Here is an 18,400-nt window from a genome sequence, read left to right as displayed (position 1 = left end):
CAACTACCTTTTTAAATACTGAGTAGTGTATATTTTTTTTGGATCGACACTACCTCGTATAAGATATTTTTCTAAAAGTATAGCGTCGATTTTTTTAATAGTATCTTCTAATTTGGAATTAAAAAACTCTTTATTCTCTTCTAGTGATGGTATTTTGATTCCATCATAAGCTATTTTAAAATCTTCATAACTTATACCTTCATATTCCGCCATCATCTTTAAACTTTTTTCTTCCTTTTTGGATAAAAACTCAACTGATTTGTACCAAGCTTCTAAAAGCTTAACTATCTCCAAATTCTTCTCTTTTATAATCTTTGTTTTTACTATCATAACATCAACTATTTCGCCTGGGATTTGCGTAGAATCAAAAATGATATGAGCATTGCTTTGAAGAAGTTTCGTCTTTACAGGCTCAAACGTAACAACAGCATCTATGTTTCCATTTAAAAACTCACTTTCATGGTGCTCATAACCAATGTTTACAATAGTTAAATCATCTCTATCTAGCTCAGGAGTCAAGTCAATAGCACGAGAAATCATAAATGCACCAAGTGCACTTGACTCTACTCCTATCTTTCTTCCTCTAAGATCTTTCATAGATGCTATATCCTTTTTGGCAATAACTGCATCACCACCCGTTGAGAAGTCTATAATAGCAATTATCTTTATCTCATCTTCACTATTATCTTGAAGGATGATGGCTTCATCAAGTGTCAAACAGGCAATATCAATAATATCACTCTTAAAAGATTTTACAACATCAGTAGCTGAGTCAAGACGTGAGATAAGAGTTTTTTCACTCAAATAGCCCAAATCCTTTGCAAGGACCAAAGGCTCATATCCTGGCCATGTATTCATTCCTATACGAAGAGGTTTAGATTCATCTTTTGGACTGCATCCACCAAGAACTATCAGTGCACTTAATAGTGAAAAAAAGTACTTAAAAAATTGGTTCAATTTCATCTACATTCTTCCTTGTTATCTGATTTGTATCTAGTTTTATCTCTTTTGCCACACTCTCTCCTGATAATATCTTAATGGCAATATCAGCGCTCTCTTTAGCACAAAGAGAGTAGACAAAACTACTATTTTGCTCTCCATCACGAATGGCATCTTGAGCAGGCTTTATATAATCTATACCGACAGTTACAAGCGAAGAAGGTTTAATGCCATATTTTTTAAAAACCATTCTGACACCGACTAACATGCTGTCACTCTGTGACATAACCGCATCAAACTTTTGTCCTGCACTTAGCAGTTTATCTACTTCTATAATTGCATCACGACGAAGATAGTTTGCAGTTCTTTCTATCACTTTAATATTTGGATATTTATTTACTACTTCAAAAAAACCTTCTGTTCTCATTCTTTCAACATTAGTTTTTGCTACGCCTTTTAAAAGTAAAACTGTTCCTTTGTAGTTCATCTTCTTAACAAGATATTTTGCTGCATCTTTTGCTATTTGCCTATTTTCTGGATGGATATAAGATGTAAAGTCATTCCCCTTTACCCTTCTACTCACCAAAACAACTGGTATATTTGATTTATATGCTTTTGAGATGACTTGTCTTGTAGAATCCTCATCATAAGGGCTGGTCATTAAGAGATCAACACCTTGGGAAATAAAGTCTTCTATCTGTTTAACCTGCATAGAAGCACTTGCTTTTGCATCGCTGTATATGAAACGAATATTTGGGTATTTAAGTAGCGCTTTTTCTACTTCTTTAACTTGTTTTAGCCTGTAGTCATTATTGAGAGTATCTTGTGCGAAAGCTATAGTATAAGTCTTACTTTTATCAAGTTCACCAGCATTCAAAATTGAGGCTAGTAAAATAGATACAATAAATATAAATATTTTTTTCATTTTCAACCTTATAACAATATTTACATTATAACGAAAAAAAACTCATCTTGAAAAACTAAATCCTACAGAAAACTTTGTTATATAGTTGTTGTAGTCAATAAGGCTCTCACCATAACCACTAAATATCTTCATGAAAAAGTATGCATCATCTATGAGAGGGTAAGAGTATGTAGTTTCAACTGCTCCATATCCAGTAGTGAAGTTACCTCTTCCCATTAGGGTGAACATTTGCCTGCCTGTAAAATAGTTAAACTTTACAGACATGTATCCAAGGTAGTCCATAATGTCTGGATTGTCTAAGTCATTTGCAGTTCCAGGAAAGGGAGACATAAGTCTAACTTCTGTAAGAAGAGTATTATGCTGAAATGCAAATTCTGAGTACATATAGTTCAAACTTCTTGAACGGTTTCCAGGATTATTAGCAGGATTAGCATAGACTACATTTGTATTATTACCTTGACCGTTTGAGGTATGAGCTAGACCAATCTTAATAGACTTCATATTGAAAATCGAGTCTTTGCTTAAAACAGGAAACTCTACAAAACCTTCAGGATTGTAATTTGTCTCTCTAAATGGAGATGATTCTGAATAAATCTGCCAAAATGCTTGATGCGAATAGGCAAGGTAGTAACTCTCATTTAGTCCAAACAGACCTGTTCCAAGATAAAGTTTCAGACTGACTTGCAGTTCTGCTTCTATATTTCTGTACTCATCTGTTGGTACATAAGACTTATACACCCCTTCTCTATAAGCATAAGGGAGTATATAATTTACCTTGTGTGGTTTGAGTCCAAAGTCTCTGTTTAACCACTTTTGCATACCTTTTTTGGCCTCTGCATCTTCTATCTCATTTACTTCATACTTATCAAGTTCTTTACCTTTTCTCATATCTATTGAAGAGGAAAAAAGAGCTGTATATAAAAATAATAATATTAAAAAGTATTTCAAAAACTAAACCTTTACTCTGTCTTCTAAAGCTCTTGTAAGAGATAGAATGTCAATATTTTCTAAACTAACACCAGTAGGTACACCTTGAGCGATTTTAGAAAAACTTAGTTTGTGTCCGCTAAGCTTATCTTCGATGTATAAAATCACAGCGTCGTTTGAAATAGATGGAGTCAAAGCAAAAAGTACTTCATTAACTCCACTCTCAACTATTTTAACAAGATGAGAGATGCTAAGTTCTTCTAGTGAATCTAAAACAAAGTATCTACCATCAAAGAGACCATTTTCTTCTAGTAAAAGTATATCTTTAGCATTTTCTATGATGCATAGTACGGTAGAATCTCGTCTCTCATCTGAGCAGATAAAACAGAGTTCATCTTCACTCATGCCCCCACATACTGTACACTTTTTTAAAGACCCAAGTGCATCTTCAATAGTATGAGAGATTTTCATACCTACATAGCTGTCTTTCATAACCATATGGTAAGCTAGTCTTGTTGCTGATTTTTTACCAATTGTCGGCAGTTCTTGCAAAGCATCTACTAAACGGTTGAACTTATCTAACGATCCTCTCACTCTTTGCCTTTTGGTAAAAATATCCATAATTTAAGAGGTGATTTTAATTCGCCGGCATTTATTTGTGCTTCTTCAGAAGAACCAAAAAACATATCAGCTCTTATGGCACCCTTAATAGCACCGCCAGTATCTTCTGCCATTACAACCCTACTTACATTTTTTTTGTTTATTTTAGCATCTAAAAACAACATACTTCCTAAAGGAATGAAGTTTCTGTCTACTGCTACTGAACGTTCAGGAGTAAGAATAACTCCTAGAGAGCCAGATGCTGCGTGTTTTTTCTCTTTAAAATAGACTACAGACTCATTATGATGCAAGACTTCATCTACTCTATGAGGATGCAGTTTAAACCATGCCCGAATACTTTGAAGCGATATATCTTCTTGTGGTATTTCACCAATATTTATCAAATACTTTCCGATAGAGCTGTATTTATGTCCATTTTGATTTGAAAAACCAATAAAAATACTCGCTCCATTTTCTAAGTTCACTCGTCCTGAGCCCTGAACTTCTAAAAAGAAAAGATCAACTTTAGAGTCTGTATAACAGATAACCTCAGCATCTATTATTCCTTCTTTCATCTGAGCTCTGGTAAGGTATGGAACAAGCTTTTTACCCTCTATCCGACCTCGAAGCCTATAGTCCTTTAAATCTGGATAGATGCTGCTTAAATCAACACTTATTAAATCATTTGGTTCATTATATATTGGATAGATAAAAGGTTCTTTTTTCACTAAAGAACCTCTGAGACTTGGTTCATAGTAACCTGTTAAAAGTCCTTCATCTGTAGCATCTGAAGAGGCTATTTTGTAAACATTAAACTCATTTTCTAAAAATGCTTTAGCGTCTTGAGGCTCCTCTGCTTTTAGACATAACTCAGAGTATATTTTTTTAGTTCTAATACTTTGACAACTGTTTACAAATGAGCTGATTGCTTCTTCATAATTCTCTTCTTCCCAACTTGGAAGTTCATCAAAACTAGCTTGAGTTAAGTATGTTCTCGGCATCTCTGGATTCAATATTTCAGGCTCTTTAGAACACCCAAAAAAGAGCATTGAAATGGTAATAATCAATATTATTTTTTTCGTCATAATAAGAATTATACTGATATTAAATTTAAAACGATATAATTGCGAAAAATTCATTTGTAGGGTATTAATCTATTATGCAAGATCTAAGCTATTATGAAATATTAGAAGTATCGAAAAGTGCTGATAAAACAACTATTAAACAAGCCTATAGAGCTATGGCAAAAAAATATCATCCTGATAAAAACCAAGGAGATGCAGATGCTGAACACAACTTTAAACTGTGTAATGAAGCATACCAGTGCCTAAGTGATGACAAACAAAGAAGCATCTATGACCGTTACGGCAAAGAAGGTCTTCAAGGCGGCGGTGGCAGAGGACGTTCATCTGGTGGTTTTGATGATTTAGGTTCAATGTTTGAAGAGATGTTTAGCGGCTTTGGAGGTGGTGGAAGCCGTCGTCAAAACCCTGCAGACATGGAAAAATATCCATTAGACATGAATGTAGAAATGTATCTTTCTTTTAACGAAGCAATCTTTGGATGTGAAAAAGAGATAGAGTTTACTTATAAAAAAGCTTGTAAACCTTGTAAGGGCACTGGAGCTAAAAATGGTAAACTCTCTACATGTGCTCAGTGTAAAGGTCAAGGTCAAGTTTATATGAAACAAGGCTTTATGACTTTCTCTCAAACTTGTCCAGTATGTCATGGTGCAGGTAGTGCACCATCAGATGCTTGTGCTAGTTGTCATGGGAATGGTTATGAAGAGACAAGAGAAAAAGTAACTATCAAAGTTCCTAAGGGTATCGATGAAGGAAATCGTCTGAGAGTTTCAGGCAAAGGTAATATCGGTAAAAAAGGTTCACGCGGTGATCTTTATGTTACATTCTCAGTTAAACCAGATAAACATTTCCAAAGAGAAGGAAACGATGTTTATATTGCAATTCCTGTATTCTTTACGCAGGCAGTTGCTGGTGAGACACTAACTATCCCATCACTCACAGGTGAGTTAGAACTTAAACTTGATGTTGGTACAAAAGACAAACAACACTTTACATTTAGAGGTGAAGGTATAGAAGATGTTCACGGACATGGCAAAGGAAACTTAATTGCTCAAGTAAACATCACTTACCCTAAAAAACTAACTGATGCACAAAAAGAGCTTCTTACTAAACTCCAGGACTCTTTTGGCATCGAGTCAAAACCACATGAAGGTGTTTTAGACTCTGCTATCGACAAAATGAAGAGCTGGTTTTCATAAACCGCTCTCTCATGTTTAAATTTTCCTTCTTACTTTTATTTTTAACTATCCCTTTTTTAAACTCTGATATTTATTACGGTCTTCCTTTGTGGGTCTATGCTTCACTAAGTGCGACTGTGATATATGCTATAGTGCTTATCTTTGTTATAGAAAAAAGGTGGAATAAGCTTAGAGATAAAAATGACTAATACGGCTCTACTCTCAGAAGATGGAATCTGGTTCTTAGTTGCTTATCTAGCTTCACTTATACTCATAGGTTTTGCAGGCAAGTTTGCATCTAAAGAAGAGTCTCTTAAAGACTTTTATCTTGGCGGGAAAGGCTTCGGTGTAGGAGTTTTGTTTTTGACTATGTATGCGACTCAGTACAGTGGAAATTCACTCATCGGTTTCGCAGGCAGCGCATATAGAAATGGTTGGTTTTTTCTTGTAGGCGTTACGTTTATGATAGCTATAGTCGCAGGTTACCTCATCTATGCTCCAAAACTATTCCCTATCAGTAAAAAACACGGATTTATCACTGTCGGTGATTATATTAACTTTCGATACAACTCTCAAACTCTTACTTATCTTATAGTCGGAATCTCTATCTTTGCACTCTCAAACTACATGCTAACAAATCTAAAAGCCATAGGTTACATCATAGAGTACGTAACCGGTGGAGGTATCGGATTTACTGAAGGCATAATCTTTATGGCTATTATCATGGTTATCTATGAGACTCTTGGTGGAATGAGAAGTGTAGCTTGGACAGATGCTATTCAAGGTGTACTGCTTTTTGTCGGAGTTATAATCATCTTTAGTGTAATTATGATTAACTACGGTTCTATAGATGCAAACACTGCACTATTTTTACAAAACCAGCCTGATCTCTTTGCAGATGTAACTACTGCAAATCAGATAACATGGATAAGTGTTCTTATACTAATATTCTTTGGAATCTCTGTTTATCCACAAGCTATACAGAGAATATACTCAGCTAAAAACGAGTCAACTCTTCGTCGCTCACTTAGTCTGATGATAATCATGCCCCTACTAACAACCCTACCTCTTATCATCATAGCAATCATCGGTTCAGCTCACTTTCCAGAACTAGACAAGGCAGGAAGTGAGCAGATAATCCTTCTAATGCTAAATAAACTTACACACATAGAGGGAATGAGTATAGTCATCACTATCTTTGTAGCAGCTGCCATAGCAGCCATCATGTCAACCGTAGACAGTGCTATGTTAGCTATAGCCTCGCTTTTTACACAGGATATCTACCACAAACAGAATCCACAAGCAAGCCAGAAGAAACTAACTTATGTTGGTAAAGTTTTTTCATGGATTATTATGGCTTTGATGGTAGTACTTGCTGTAAATCTGCCATCTACTATTTGGTGGCTTATTCAGATGAAGCTTGAAATATTAGTACATATCGCACCTGCTATCATGCTCGGTATCCACTTTAAAAAACTAAGCCATAAAAGCATCCTCTACGGACTGCTGACAGGTGTGGGAATCACTCTGATCTTTTTGCTAACATCACTACCGTCTAAACCATTTGGCTTTCATGCAGGTGTAGTTGGACTTCTCTTGAACTTCTTAGTTGTTTATTTTCATCATAGAAAAAAATCTTAGTTCTGAATCTCTTTGGATGCAAACTCATAATAATCTTTTTTATTATGAAAATATATCAAGACTTCTAAATCCAATTCTGATTTTTTAAATATACTTTTAATTATCAAAAATATTTTCTCCTTACTCAGTCCTCCGACTCCGCATCCAAGCAGAGGCATAGCTATTCTTGGTTTTTCTATTTTTTCACTTTGAACAATCTCTTCAATAATACCAAGCATAGAGTTTAAAGCACTCTGCATCTGTTGATATGTCGGGGATGGTGTTTGGGATGCTTCACTGTAGTTCATTACTGCGACATGAAGAGCATATTTGAAATTTGTTGCAGAACCTGGACTAGAGACTATCACATCACCCTGCTTTATAATTCCTACACTCTTTTTTATTTTATATAGTTCTTTCTGGTAAATATCTCCACCGCAGTGCTGACTAAAAGCATAAGAAACACCACTACCCAAAGTTAGTTCTGTGTTTGAAGCATTTACAATAAAAGTAGCTTCCGCTTCAACAAGATTTCCAAATTTTATCTTAAAATTCATCTTATAATCTATAAAATCTGAAACTGATTTCTTCCATTGTTTTTCGCTTTGTAAAGAGCTTTATCTACTCTCTCAAGAGTATCTAAAATCTTTTCATTTTCTATGTGTAGAGTTATACCAAAACTTGATGTAATCGTACCTACTTCTTCAAATTTATAACTCTCAATATGCTTACGCATATGCTCTGTAGCCCTTTGAAGTGAGTCTATAGTGTTTACTTTCATAAGCACTATAAACTCTTCTCCTCCCCATCTGATTAGATAATCGCTATCACGGATAGAATCTTTGATAATAGTAGTAAACTCTTTTAAAACATTATCACCACGGTTATGTCCATAAGTATCATTTACATCTTTAAAATGATCTATATCACAAAGCACTATACCCATCTTCTCTGGATACATATCTTTAATAATGGACTTAATATTATTATCAAAAAATTCTCTGTTTAGTGCACCGGTTAATTTATCATGAGTAGATTTTCTTTTTAAGTTAGTATGTTCAATCATTGTATTACTTATATCTGTAAAAGAAATAATATAATTTTCATCTTCAACTTCACTTACTTTAACACTGAATGAATGGATTTTCTTATTATAATCAAGCATACAAACAATACATTTTTCATCCGGCAGACTCTTTATCGTATCTATCCAATTCTCACCTTCATCTACTTTACCTAAATGGAAAAAATTATCATCTTCTATAAACTTTTCACAAATACACTTATGATGATTCAAGTAATCATTAATATTTTTAAATCCGAAAAAAGTAACCATTGCATTGTTAGCCATATTAATAGTTTTACCGTTAGAAGTTATAACAATATTTTTTTGAAGATCAAAAAGTTTTTGAAGTTTTACGTTAAAAAGCGCTAGACCAGTTTTTTGCTTTTCCAGTTTTGAAGTTAAAGCATGAATACTTCTTTCTCTGTCTCTAATTAAAAAATATCCACCGATAAGCATACCACTAGTCAGTATAAAAAGAATCGTACCAAGTATTTTTATAGATCCGTACATAACACTATGCTCTAGCGAGACATCTGTTAAAAAAACAAAGTATCCAAGCTCTTTTCCTGAAACATCAGAGAGTATACTCTTTGAAACAAAATATGAACTATTTTCAAGAGATATATCATCATTTATTATAGTCTCATTCAGTATATACTCCATCTCTTTTGGAATTGTGAACGTATTGTACACAATGTAATAATCTCTAGTCTGAACCTTTGTTAATAGTATATTTCTAACAAATTCTAAAGCATTTGCATATAACTCTTTTTTTACAGCTATATATATAAGTGTTTTTAGAGATGTAGATATCTCATTTATGATTTTATCTATCTCTTTTCCTAGTTCTATATAACCTATAAGCTTACCCTCAACAAACCATGGTTTAACAACTCGAAGAGTATAGTTTTTCTTTGGACCAAATTCAAGTCCGTAAAAAAGAGATTGATTCTCTTGTGATTTTTTAAAGGTAGTTCTATCAATAATATCTTTATCTCTATCATACTCATGAGCTCTAAGAAGAACAGTTCCATCTGCTTTAATAAAGTACATATGTGTGAGATCTACATTTTTGTTTAATCTTGTATATATCTTTTTGATAGAGTTGTTTAGCTCTTCTTTATTTTGTTCTAAAAAAAGTTTTGAGATATCATCTTTATTTTGGATAAAGTCTATATATTCACCTAAAATAGTAGCTTCTAGCTTTACTTTTTCATTTAGGTTATCGTTAAAATCTCTTGAGATACTCTCTTTACTTTTATGAATAGAATTTTCCTGAATATATATAATAGCCACAATAGTAAGTATTGCCATCAGGACAGTAACAATCATAAGAGGAAAATAGAGATTAAGCCTAAACATTAAGAACCCTTCAGCAGTTTTATAGTGTTTCAAATGTGGACAATTCACATTTAAAAATATAATATTTAATAACAAGCATACCATGTGATAAAAGAAATAGAACTTAAATATGCCAAGAAATTAAAAGAAAATTTATGCTAAACTACCCAAAATTATAAAGGTAGATGCGATTAATGAATAGACAACACCTAAAAAATAAATTGTCAACTCTATCATTATCTATGTTCAGAAAAGATTTTTTTGGAATTTATCACGGTTCTTTATCTGCAAAAACAGAATCAAATCGCTTTCTTATAAATACAAAAGAAGCAGTTTTTGATGCTATAGATGAGAATTCTCTCATTGAACTATATTTTAAAAAAGATTATAGATGGAGTCAAGCTAGTATAGACTCAAACATACACTTTAGCATCTACTCTCAAATATCAGATGCCAAATTTGTATCTTTTAGTATGCCTCCATTTACAACAGCTTACTCGCTTGAGCACAATATTATTACACCAAAAGACTACTTTGGTTTTAAAGAGCTTGGTTCGATTGAGATAGTTGATCCTAAGCAGTTTGAAGATTGGTATGACAGAGCACAAAGTGAGATAGCTTACTATTTTCAAACAAAAAAAACAAATATCATGGTTATACGCGGTTACGGCGTTTATGCTTTTAACAGAGACCTGCATGAAATGGCAAAAAAACTTGCCATCTTAGAAAAAAGCTGTAGGTTATTAATGCTTGACGGCTCTCAAAAAGATTACAATTTTGATTAGAAATAAAGGAAATATTTAAATGAGAATATTTGAAGTAGATGAAGAAAATTTTCATGTCGTAATGGACGGTGAGTTTAGCAGGGGTCAAATTGTTATATTAAAATTTGGTTCAGAGTTTTGTGAAGCATGTTCTGCATTAGATATGGAGCTCGAACAGCTTAGTAGTAAGAATGATAAAATATCAATTGTGGCAGTTAATACTGATCAATCTCCTGAAATTGCAGAAGAATATGATGTTTATCAACTGCCTACTATGATTATCTATAAAAATAAAGAGACTATTTTACACGATGCGGAAGGCGTTATTTTATCTGAAGATATCCAAAAGATTATAGATTCTAGACTATAATCTTTCTATTGCCTCATAGGCTGTATCCATCATTTTATCGATCTCTTTATCTGTAATAGTATAAGGAGGCATGAAATATACTACATGTCCAAGAGGTCTTAGTAAAACTCCATTCTTTAATCCATGGGTATACACTTTCAGCCCTATTCTCTCTTCTGGAGAATAACCTTTTAACTCAACTACACATATCATTCCTGTTTGTCTGATAGATGCTACATTTTTAAGCTCTTTAAACTTTTGAAGTTTATCGCCCATATATTTTGCAATTTTTCTATTTTTTTCTATCACATTATCATTTTCAAAAATATCAAGTGTCGCGTTTGCAGCAGCACATGCAAGAGCGTTTCCAGTATAAGAGTGAGAATGTAAAAATGCTTTATGCTCACCATAATCACAGTAAAACTTGGCGTAAATCTCATTTGTAGTCAGAACTACTGAAAGAGGTAAATATCCGCCCGTCAAGCCTTTTGAGAGAACTATAAAATCAGGTGAAATATTTGCTTTTTGACATGCAAACATCTCTCCAGTTCTTCCAAATCCAACCATCACTTCATCAGCTATTAAGTGTACATCATATCTGTCACATATATCACGAACCAAAACTAAAAACTCTGAATGATACATATGCATATATCCTGCACCTTGAACTAAAGGTTCCAAGATTATTGCACTTATTTCAGATGCTCTCTCTTTACATAACTCTTCAAACTCATATGCAGCAATGTTTGCAGATTCTATACTCATATCCATTGGAACAGGTGTTTGTATAGTTTTAAGAAGAAGCGGTTCATATGTTTGTTTGTAAAGTTCTACGTCTCCTACACTAAGAGCGCCTATTGTCTCACCATGATATGAGTTTGTTAGTGAAACAAAGATATTTTTGCCATCTTTTCCATCATTTTTATGTGCATGGTAACTCATTTTTAGGGCTACTTCAACAGCGCTTGACCCATTATCAGAGTAGAAACACTTTTGTAAATCTTTTGGAGTTAGTTTTACTAAACGCTCAGAGAGTTTTACTACCGGTTCATGTGTAAACCCAGCTAAAATTACATGTTCTAGCGTATCCAGCTGTTCTTTTACTTTTTTATTTATATAAGGATTAGTATGTCCAAATAGATTTACCCACCAACTACTTACTGCATCTATAAATTTGTTGCCTTCAAAATCTTCTAGATAGACCCCATAAGCCTTTTTTATAGGAGTAAGAGGAAGTGTTTCATGGTCTTTCATTTGAGTACATGGATGCCATAAAACGTCCAAGTCTCGGTTTTTAAGTTCTTCATTTTTCATACTGCTTGCCTCTTAAATATACTTATGCTAGTTTATATAACAATGTCTTAAAACAACGAGTGTCTAGCAATATTTTGTCACTCTGTTTCTACCATTCTCTTTTGAGAGATACAGCGCTTTATCTGCATTTGCATATATATGATCAAAGTTTGTAATTTCTTGAACATCTGATGTACACATTCCTATTGAGACAGTCACTCTGTTATAACCATCATTATATTTATGTTCTATGTCTAAGTTTTCTATACTTTTACATAATTTTTCAGCCATTGAATGGCTATATTCATCATTTTCGCTCTCAAAAACGACAACAAACTCTTCTCCACCAACACGATAACACATATCGGTTGAACGTTGAAAAAGTTCTTTACATGTATTTGCTATTTCTTTTAGTACTATATCGCCTTTTACATGTCCGTAATTATCGTTATATTTTTTAAAATTGTCAGCATCTATCATTAAAAAAGTAATCTTTTTCTTGTTTCTGGCTGCGTTATTTATTTGCAATGGAACATTATCATTAAAAAAGTGTCTATTATAGAGCATTGTCAAGCCATCTTTTATTGATAATGAATGTATTTTCTCGTGAGCTTTATTTAACTTTTTCTCAGTCTTTTTCACATACTTCCAATAGTAAAAGATCATAGCTATTATGATTGCCCCAACTATCAAGCTCATTTCAATTATAAGTGATATCAAAAACTTGAACTCATCACTTGTATCTAGGAGCACATATAGTTTGCCGATTTCCTTGCCTGTCACATCTCTAAAAGGAGTACTGTTTACATGAAAAGTATGCCTACCATTAACTACTTCAATATTACTAATGTCATTACGACTGTTTAGCAAATCCTGAAGTTCAGATCTGATATATTTTATACTAGAGTCTATAACATAAAAATCATCTAGTTCCTTGTAATATATATTTTTTGCAGCTTGTTTAGTCCATACTTCAAAGTTTTCTTTGCTAATCATATCTTTACTTATAGTGAAAATAATTTCGCCGTTTAAACTTTTTGAAAGTCTTCGTGTAAGATAGTCAATATCTTTGCCAAGCTCAATAAAACCGATTAACTCATCTTCATTAAAGATTGGTGCTACAACCCGAAGTGTAAGATTATGATATATGCCGAATTCTATTCCACTACTGTAATTAGCTGTTTCAAAAGCTTTAGACAAAGTGATTCTGTCTATATAATCAGAATGCTTGTCACGATTATGTATCCGTATAAAATTTGTTTTATCAATATTGTGAAAATAAAAATGTGTTATGTTATACATCTCATTAAAATCACTATATATCTGATATAAGTATAAAAATAGTCTATCTCTATCTTTTTCCTTAAAATATTTTATAATCTTAGGATCTTTTTTAAGCAGTTCAATTGTACCTACAAAATTCTCTATATCACTTGTTATGGTTTGAGATAGTATTGTAGATACATTTTCAAAGACTTTATATGATTGTTTTTTTATGTGCTGTTTTTGTAAATAATACATTCCGAAAATTGATACACTAGCAATTAAAAGCAGTCCTAAAACAAAGGGAAACACTACTCTTAAAACAATATTCAACTTATCCATTTCATCTCTTTTCATATAAACATTATTTATATAATAATCCTTAAAGACATTCTACAATCAAAAAACTGTTGGAAATTATTGTATCACAAAATACTATAGATATTTTAAATCTATTTAAGCTTCGAAAATTCCCATTATGTAAATAACAGACCCACATTTATCAAGTTTTAATACGAATTTACCTAGAATTACAAAAATATCATACATAAGGTACTAAACTAGATGATTACATGGATGCAAAGACATAAAAAATACCTCATAATTACTATCTGGATTTCAACTATCGCTTTCGTTGGAGCAGGTTTTGTTGGCTGGGGACAATACTCATACGGTGATAAAGCCGGAGCTGTAGCAAAAGTTGGAAATGTAGAAGTCACTATGGGCGAACTTCAAAAAACATACTCAAATCTTTATGCTCAATACAACAAAATGTTTCAAGGTAATTTTGATGAAGAAAAAGCAAAGAGTTTTGGTCTTCAATCACAAGCACTTAAGCAGCTGACAGATCAGGCATTAATTATTAACCTTGCACTATCGTATGATTTAGAGATCAATGATGCAGAACTTTTAAATGAGTTAAAAACTCAAGAGTATTTTTTTAAAGATGGTGTTTTCAATAAAGAGATTTACAAGCAAGTTCTCTCACAAAACAACATGAGTATAAAAGAGTATGAAGTTAGTGTAAAGAAACAATTGCTTATCCAAAAGACTCTAAAACTTCTTCCAGTGGATGTAAGTAAAAATGAGCTGGACATCATCAGTAGCGTTCTAAATATTGCTGATAAAATAAACTATAAAATCTTAAGTGATGAAAAAATAAACATTGACACTTCAGATGCTGCTCTTAAACCTTTTTGGGAAGCAAGACAACAAAACTTTATGAGTGAAGTTACTTATGAAGTTAAATTCATTAAACAATCTAGAGTATCTAACAAGTATGAAGAATCTCAGATAAACGAGCACTATGCGGCTAACAAAACTCACTTCAAAGATGTTGAAGGCAAACTTTTACCATTAGAAGGTGCTAGAAGTTCCGTTATCAATGAGCTAGATGCTAAAGCAACAAAGGATGAAGCTTTAAGAGGATATATAGCATATAAAAAAGGTAAACTTGCTTCTGATGTAAAAGTGTCAACTACTACTATTTCAGCGTCAAACAATCCTTACAATGAAAATGTTTTAGAACAGATTTCAAAACTATCTATAACGTCTCCATACTTAAAACCTATTTTAGTTAATGACGAATACTTTACATTTGAGCTACTTAAAGTAAACTCTTCAAAAGCAAAATCTTTCGAAGAAGCAAAAAAAGATGTTTTACCTATGTTTGTTCAAGAAGAGAAAAAGAACAAACTTCTTGAGTTAGCTAAAAATTCTGTAGCAACGTTCACAGGTACTACAACAGACTTTATTACTAATGAAGATGCTGCTAAAATAACAAACATGGAACCTGCAGATGCTAATGAATTTCTTATAGCACTATTTTCTTCACAAGATAAAAGAGGTTTTATATCATTAAAGAATGGAAATGTTGTTTTATATAACATATTGGAACAAAAACTGCTTAACAAGACTAACACTAATCCAAACAATCCAATTGTTAGATTAAAAAGTGCTATGTTTAATGAAGGTCTAATCAAAAACCTACAAAACAAGTACAAAACAGAGATATTTATCGAAGGACTCTAAGTTGAGCAGAACTGTTTTAGCCATAGATATTGGCTCTACAAAGATATGTGCTATCATCGCCGAAATTTCTGATGATGGATCAATAGCTATAACAGGTGCAGGAACTTCTAAGGCACAAGGCTTAAAAAAAGGTAGCATAACTAATATAGAGTTGGCTTCTAAATCGATTAAGACTGCTTTAAATGACGCAAAAAGAGTATCCGGTAGTGATGTAAGAACTGCCGTGGTATCTATATCCGGAGCTTATACAAAAAGTTTGAACTCAAACGGTATAGTAAATATTCAAAATAAAGAGATTAGCTTTAAAGAGATTGAACGTGTTATGCACACATCTCTATATAATGCTAATATTCCAAATGAGTATGATGTTTTACACGCACTTCCTTTTAACTTTAAAGTTGATGACCAGGATTTCATAGAAGACCCTCTTGGAATGAATGCTTCAAGACTTGAAGTAGAGACTCATATCATCACTACTCAAAAATCAAATCTTAACAACCTTAAAAAAGCTGTTCGCGGAGCTGGTGTTGAAGTAGAAAATATAGTCCTAAATGGATACGCTTCTTCTATAGCAACTCTAAATCAAGATGAAAAAGAATTAGGTGTTGCAGTTATAGATATGGGTGGTAACACTAGCAATATTACTATTCACTCTGGTAATTCCATCAGATACAATGACTTCTTAGGTGTTGGCTCCAATCATGTGACTAGTGACCTTTCAATGGCACTTCACACACCACTAAATATTGCGGATAGTGTAAAGCTGAGCTATGGTTCACTTTTAACACCAAGCAATGAACTTATAGAACTCCCGATAATCGGTGATGAAAACACAACTCATGAAGTCTCTCTTGAAGTTGTTCATAATGTTATCTTTGCAAGAGTTGAAGAGACACTGATGATTTTAGCTCAGTTTATAGAAAACAGTGGACTAAAAGATCAACTAGGTGCTGGAATAGTTCTAACTGGTGGTTTTTCTAAAATGGAAGGCATACGAGATTTAGCAATAGCTACTTTTGGTTCTGTACCTGTGCGTCTTGCTCGTCCAATAGAGATGGATGGACTATTTGACAATCTAAGAAGTGCTGAATTTTCTAGTGCTATTGGTCTTGTAATGTATAGCGCGAGTGCATACACTCCTTACGAAATAGATGTAAACAAAAGAGTACGTCACTCAAAAGAGACCCCAGTAGCGCAAAGTAGCGTTGACTTCTCAAGTGAGCCTGAAATACCGATTGCTCCTTCTAGTGAAGAAGAACAAGTACAAAAAATGGTTACTCTACCATCTAAAAAAGAGAAAAAGAGTGACGAAGCTGGAGCATTTAGTAAGTTTTGGAACTGGGCAACCCAGTTATTTTAAAGGAGTGAGATATGGAACCATTTTTAATTGAAGAAGCAAGCAACGTAAGCGGAGCAAGAATTATAGCAGTCGGCGTTGGCGGCGGCGGTGGTAATATGATTGGTCATATGATTAAAGAGGGTGTTACTGGCATCGAAATGATAATGATCAATACAGATGCCCAAGTTCTTTATGAAGCAGAGAGTGCTTCTAAGATTCAAATAGGAACTAAGCTTACTAAAGGTCTTGGGGCAGGTATGAGACCGGCTATCGGTAAAGACTCTGCATTAGAAAACTATGATGAAATTAGGAATGCACTTCAGGGTGCTGACATAGTATTTATCTCTGCTGGTCTTGGTGGTGGTACTGGTACAGGTGCTGCTCCTGTTGTTGCTCAGATTGCAAAAGAAGTTGGTGCTTTAACTATCTCTATCGTTACTAAACCTTTTGCATTTGAAGGTAGAAAACGTCTTAAGCTTGCAGAAGCTGGTCTTGAAGAGTTAAAGAAAGAGAGTGACTCTATAGTAGTTATTCCTAATGATAAACTACTTTCAATTATTGACAGAAAACTTGGTTTAAAAGAGAGTTTTAAAATTGTAGATAGTGTTTTAGCTCAAGCAGTAAGTGGAACTTCCGGTGTTATTCTCTCAAGTGGAGAAAATGACATCAACCTTGACTTCGCCGATTTACAAACGGTAATGAGTCATAAAGGTATGGCACTTATGGGTGTTGGTGAATATGAAGGTGAAAATGCTGCTTATGAGGCTATTAAAGCGGCTATTGAATCTCCTCTTCTCGATAACATGACTATAAATGGTGCAATGGGTGTTCTAGTACACTTTAAAATGCACCCTGAATTCCCACTAATGGAAATTTCAGATGCTATGAATGTTGTGCATGAGAGTGCTCATGAGGATGCTGAAGTTATATTTGGAACTTCAACAGACGAAACTATAGCACCAAACTATGTCAAAATCACTATTGTTGCAACTGGTTTTGAAAAAGATATTAAAAGTGGTACAAACAACGAAGATTTTGTAAATGACACTCCGGCTCCAAAAGTAATTCTTCGTCCAAAACTAGTAGTTGGTGGTGACTTTGACGACAACTATCTAGATATTCCTTCTTACATGAGACAACAACAAGACTAATAACCTAAAAAATAGGTTTTAGTCTTATAATTAATATAATATATTTACCTTCTCTTGTGTATAATGCTCTAAAAAAGAGTATTACCATGAAAAAACTATCTTCTATCTTCCTTGCATTATCTATTTCTTTAATAGCTTCTGAAACACAAACAAGAACTGGTACATTCCCTGAAAAAGAGATGAAAACTCAAAACAAAGAAATTGCACAGATGGTTGCAAAAGAAATCTCAAGTACACTACCGCAAATAATAGACAAATATACGACTCTATCTTCTGTAAAGAATAATGACACTACGCTAGTTTATACATTTGAAATAAACACTGGTGTAAAGAGTGATGAAACTGTACAAAAAGAAGATAGAACAAGAATGAAACAGGCTGTAACAACAGGGATCTGCCAATCATCAAGAAAATTTCTAGAGGCTGGTATTAATACTTCGTATGTATATGTTAGTGCTAAAACGAAAGTACGTCTATTTCAGTTTGACATTGCCCAGAAAGATTGTCCAACGAATATTAACTAGGTTTTGCT

17 protein-coding genes are annotated in these 18,400 nt (G+C 33.4%); 8 read left to right on the top strand and 9 right to left on the bottom strand.

Annotation, left to right across the window (positions count from 1 at the left end; genetic code table 11):
- Positions 1-3: 3 nt before the first annotated feature.
- The 5 genes from SMGD1_RS11855 to mltA are packed head-to-tail and all read right to left on the bottom strand — an operon-like array spanning position 4 to position 4,476.
- On the bottom strand, positions 4-963 hold the full coding sequence (locus SMGD1_RS11855) for an ABC transporter substrate-binding protein (protein WP_008339449.1): 960 nt from the start codon (positions 961-963) through the stop codon (positions 4-6).
- Positions 941-1,864 carry a substrate-binding domain-containing protein gene (locus SMGD1_RS11850; RefSeq protein ID WP_008339393.1) on the bottom strand — a complete coding sequence of 308 codons (924 nt, stop codon included), beginning with the start codon at positions 1,862-1,864 and terminating at the stop codon, positions 941-943. Before SMGD1_RS11850 ends, SMGD1_RS11855 begins: the two co-directional genes overlap by 23 nt.
- A 42-nt stretch (positions 1,865-1,906) precedes the next feature.
- Entirely contained in the window at positions 1,907-2,812 is a 906-nt protein-coding gene (locus SMGD1_RS11845; protein ID WP_008339585.1) for a phospholipase A, read from the bottom strand.
- A 3-nt stretch (positions 2,813-2,815) separates the two neighbouring features.
- A complete protein-coding gene (gene recR / locus SMGD1_RS11840) occupies positions 2,816-3,385 on the bottom strand; it encodes a recombination mediator RecR (protein ID WP_008339290.1) in 570 nt (189 codons plus the stop codon).
- Entirely contained in the window at positions 3,382-4,476 is a 1,095-nt protein-coding gene (gene mltA, locus SMGD1_RS11835) for a murein transglycosylase A (RefSeq protein WP_241761483.1), read from the bottom strand. The genes recR and mltA overlap by 4 nt, the downstream gene beginning before the upstream one ends.
- Before the next feature lie 74 nt (positions 4,477-4,550).
- Between mltA and dnaJ the strand changes: the two genes are divergently transcribed.
- Both dnaJ and SMGD1_RS11825 read left to right on the top strand, forming a co-directional pair.
- Positions 4,551-5,672 carry a molecular chaperone DnaJ gene (gene dnaJ / locus SMGD1_RS11830; RefSeq protein ID WP_008339400.1) on the top strand — a complete coding sequence of 374 codons (1,122 nt, stop codon included), beginning with the start codon at positions 4,551-4,553 and terminating at the stop codon, positions 5,670-5,672.
- A gap of 180 nt (positions 5,673-5,852) precedes the next feature.
- Positions 5,853-7,292: a sodium:solute symporter family protein gene (locus SMGD1_RS11825; protein ID WP_008339353.1), complete on the top strand. Its 1,440-nt coding sequence runs from the start codon at positions 5,853-5,855 to the stop codon at positions 7,290-7,292.
- On the opposite strand, the gene SMGD1_RS11820 is transcribed toward SMGD1_RS11825, so the two are convergent.
- Positions 7,289-7,828 (bottom strand): macro domain-containing protein, encoded by a 540-nt coding sequence (locus SMGD1_RS11820; RefSeq protein WP_008339247.1) that lies wholly within the window; start codon positions 7,826-7,828, stop codon positions 7,289-7,291. The genes SMGD1_RS11825 and SMGD1_RS11820 overlap by 4 nt on opposite strands.
- An 8-nt stretch (positions 7,829-7,836) precedes the next feature.
- Entirely contained in the window at positions 7,837-9,699 is a 1,863-nt protein-coding gene (locus tag SMGD1_RS11815; protein ID WP_008339468.1) for a sensor domain-containing diguanylate cyclase, read from the bottom strand.
- Positions 9,700-9,872: 173 nt separating this feature from the next.
- On the opposite strand from SMGD1_RS11815, the gene SMGD1_RS11810 reads away from it, so the two are divergent.
- Positions 9,873-10,463 carry a class II aldolase and adducin N-terminal domain-containing protein gene (locus tag SMGD1_RS11810; RefSeq protein WP_008339379.1) on the top strand — a complete coding sequence of 197 codons (591 nt, stop codon included), beginning with the start codon at positions 9,873-9,875 and terminating at the stop codon, positions 10,461-10,463.
- Between the two features lie 19 nt (positions 10,464-10,482).
- Complete coding sequence (locus tag SMGD1_RS11805; RefSeq protein ID WP_008341415.1) at positions 10,483-10,812, top strand: thioredoxin family protein; 330 nt, start codon at positions 10,483-10,485, stop codon at positions 10,810-10,812.
- On the opposite strand, the gene SMGD1_RS11800 is transcribed toward SMGD1_RS11805, so the two are convergent.
- Together SMGD1_RS11800 and SMGD1_RS11795 are read right to left on the bottom strand one after the other, a co-directional pair.
- Positions 10,807-12,105 (bottom strand): adenosylmethionine--8-amino-7-oxononanoate transaminase, encoded by a 1,299-nt coding sequence (locus tag SMGD1_RS11800; RefSeq protein WP_008339387.1) that lies wholly within the window; start codon positions 12,103-12,105, stop codon positions 10,807-10,809. The two genes, SMGD1_RS11805 and SMGD1_RS11800, sit on opposite strands and share 6 nt — an antisense overlap.
- A 63-nt stretch (positions 12,106-12,168) precedes the next feature.
- Positions 12,169-13,704 carry a sensor domain-containing diguanylate cyclase gene (locus SMGD1_RS11795; protein ID WP_241761482.1) on the bottom strand — a complete coding sequence of 512 codons (1,536 nt, stop codon included), beginning with the start codon at positions 13,702-13,704 and terminating at the stop codon, positions 12,169-12,171.
- Positions 13,705-13,911: 207 nt separating this feature from the next.
- Between SMGD1_RS11795 and SMGD1_RS11790 the strand changes: the two genes are divergently transcribed.
- The 4 genes from SMGD1_RS11790 to SMGD1_RS11775 all read left to right on the top strand — a co-directional run bounded on the left by SMGD1_RS11790 (position 13,912) and on the right by SMGD1_RS11775 (position 18,392).
- Complete coding sequence (locus tag SMGD1_RS11790; protein WP_008339215.1) at positions 13,912-15,378, top strand: peptidylprolyl isomerase; 1,467 nt, start codon at positions 13,912-13,914, stop codon at positions 15,376-15,378.
- Between the two features lies 1 nt (position 15,379).
- Positions 15,380-16,738, top strand: coding sequence for a cell division protein FtsA (gene ftsA, locus SMGD1_RS11785; RefSeq protein WP_008339250.1), 1,359 nt, complete (start codon positions 15,380-15,382; stop codon positions 16,736-16,738).
- Positions 16,739-16,749: 11 nt separating this feature from the next.
- Complete coding sequence (gene ftsZ / locus SMGD1_RS11780; RefSeq protein WP_008339520.1) at positions 16,750-17,868, top strand: cell division protein FtsZ; 1,119 nt, start codon at positions 16,750-16,752, stop codon at positions 17,866-17,868.
- 86 nt (positions 17,869-17,954) lie between these two features.
- Positions 17,955-18,392: a hypothetical protein gene (locus tag SMGD1_RS11775; RefSeq protein WP_008339588.1), complete on the top strand. Its 438-nt coding sequence runs from the start codon at positions 17,955-17,957 to the stop codon at positions 18,390-18,392.
- Positions 18,393-18,400: the final 8 nt, after the last annotated feature.

The sequence above is a fragment of the Sulfurimonas gotlandica GD1 genome (assembly GCF_000242915.1).
GTDB lineage: Bacteria > Campylobacterota > Campylobacteria > Campylobacterales > Sulfurimonadaceae > Sulfurimonas > Sulfurimonas gotlandica.
The sequence above is the reverse complement of the archived record's forward strand: the minus strand, read 5'-3'. Positions and strand labels throughout refer to the sequence as shown.

What these genes read in the sequence shown, in the direction of transcription:
- SMGD1_RS11855 (WP_008339449.1), bottom strand. Translation starts at nt 963, where the DNA reads ATGAAATTGAACCAATTTTTTAAGTACTTTTTTTCACTATTAAGTGCA.
- SMGD1_RS11850 (WP_008339393.1), bottom strand. Translation starts at nt 1,864, where the DNA reads ATGAAAAAAATATTTATATTTATTGTATCTATTTTACTAGCCTCAATT.
- mltA (WP_241761483.1), bottom strand. Translation starts at nt 4,476, where the DNA reads ATGACGAAAAAAATAATATTGATTATTACCATTTCAATGCTCTTTTTT.
- dnaJ (WP_008339400.1), top strand. Translation starts at nt 4,551, where the DNA reads ATGCAAGATCTAAGCTATTATGAAATATTAGAAGTATCGAAAAGTGCT.
- SMGD1_RS11825 (WP_008339353.1), top strand. Translation starts at nt 5,853, where the DNA reads ATGACTAATACGGCTCTACTCTCAGAAGATGGAATCTGGTTCTTAGTT.
- SMGD1_RS11820 (WP_008339247.1), bottom strand. Translation starts at nt 7,828, where the DNA reads ATGAATTTTAAGATAAAATTTGGAAATCTTGTTGAAGCGGAAGCTACT.
- SMGD1_RS11815 (WP_008339468.1), bottom strand. Translation starts at nt 9,699, where the DNA reads ATGTTTAGGCTTAATCTCTATTTTCCTCTTATGATTGTTACTGTCCTG.
- SMGD1_RS11810 (WP_008339379.1), top strand. Translation starts at nt 9,873, where the DNA reads ATGAATAGACAACACCTAAAAAATAAATTGTCAACTCTATCATTATCT.
- SMGD1_RS11805 (WP_008341415.1), top strand. Translation starts at nt 10,483, where the DNA reads ATGAGAATATTTGAAGTAGATGAAGAAAATTTTCATGTCGTAATGGAC.
- SMGD1_RS11800 (WP_008339387.1), bottom strand. Translation starts at nt 12,105, where the DNA reads ATGAAAAATGAAGAACTTAAAAACCGAGACTTGGACGTTTTATGGCAT.
- SMGD1_RS11795 (WP_241761482.1), bottom strand. Translation starts at nt 13,704, where the DNA reads ATGAAAAGAGATGAAATGGATAAGTTGAATATTGTTTTAAGAGTAGTG.
- SMGD1_RS11790 (WP_008339215.1), top strand. Translation starts at nt 13,912, where the DNA reads ATGATTACATGGATGCAAAGACATAAAAAATACCTCATAATTACTATC.
- ftsZ (WP_008339520.1), top strand. Translation starts at nt 16,750, where the DNA reads ATGGAACCATTTTTAATTGAAGAAGCAAGCAACGTAAGCGGAGCAAGA.
- SMGD1_RS11775 (WP_008339588.1), top strand. Translation starts at nt 17,955, where the DNA reads ATGAAAAAACTATCTTCTATCTTCCTTGCATTATCTATTTCTTTAATA.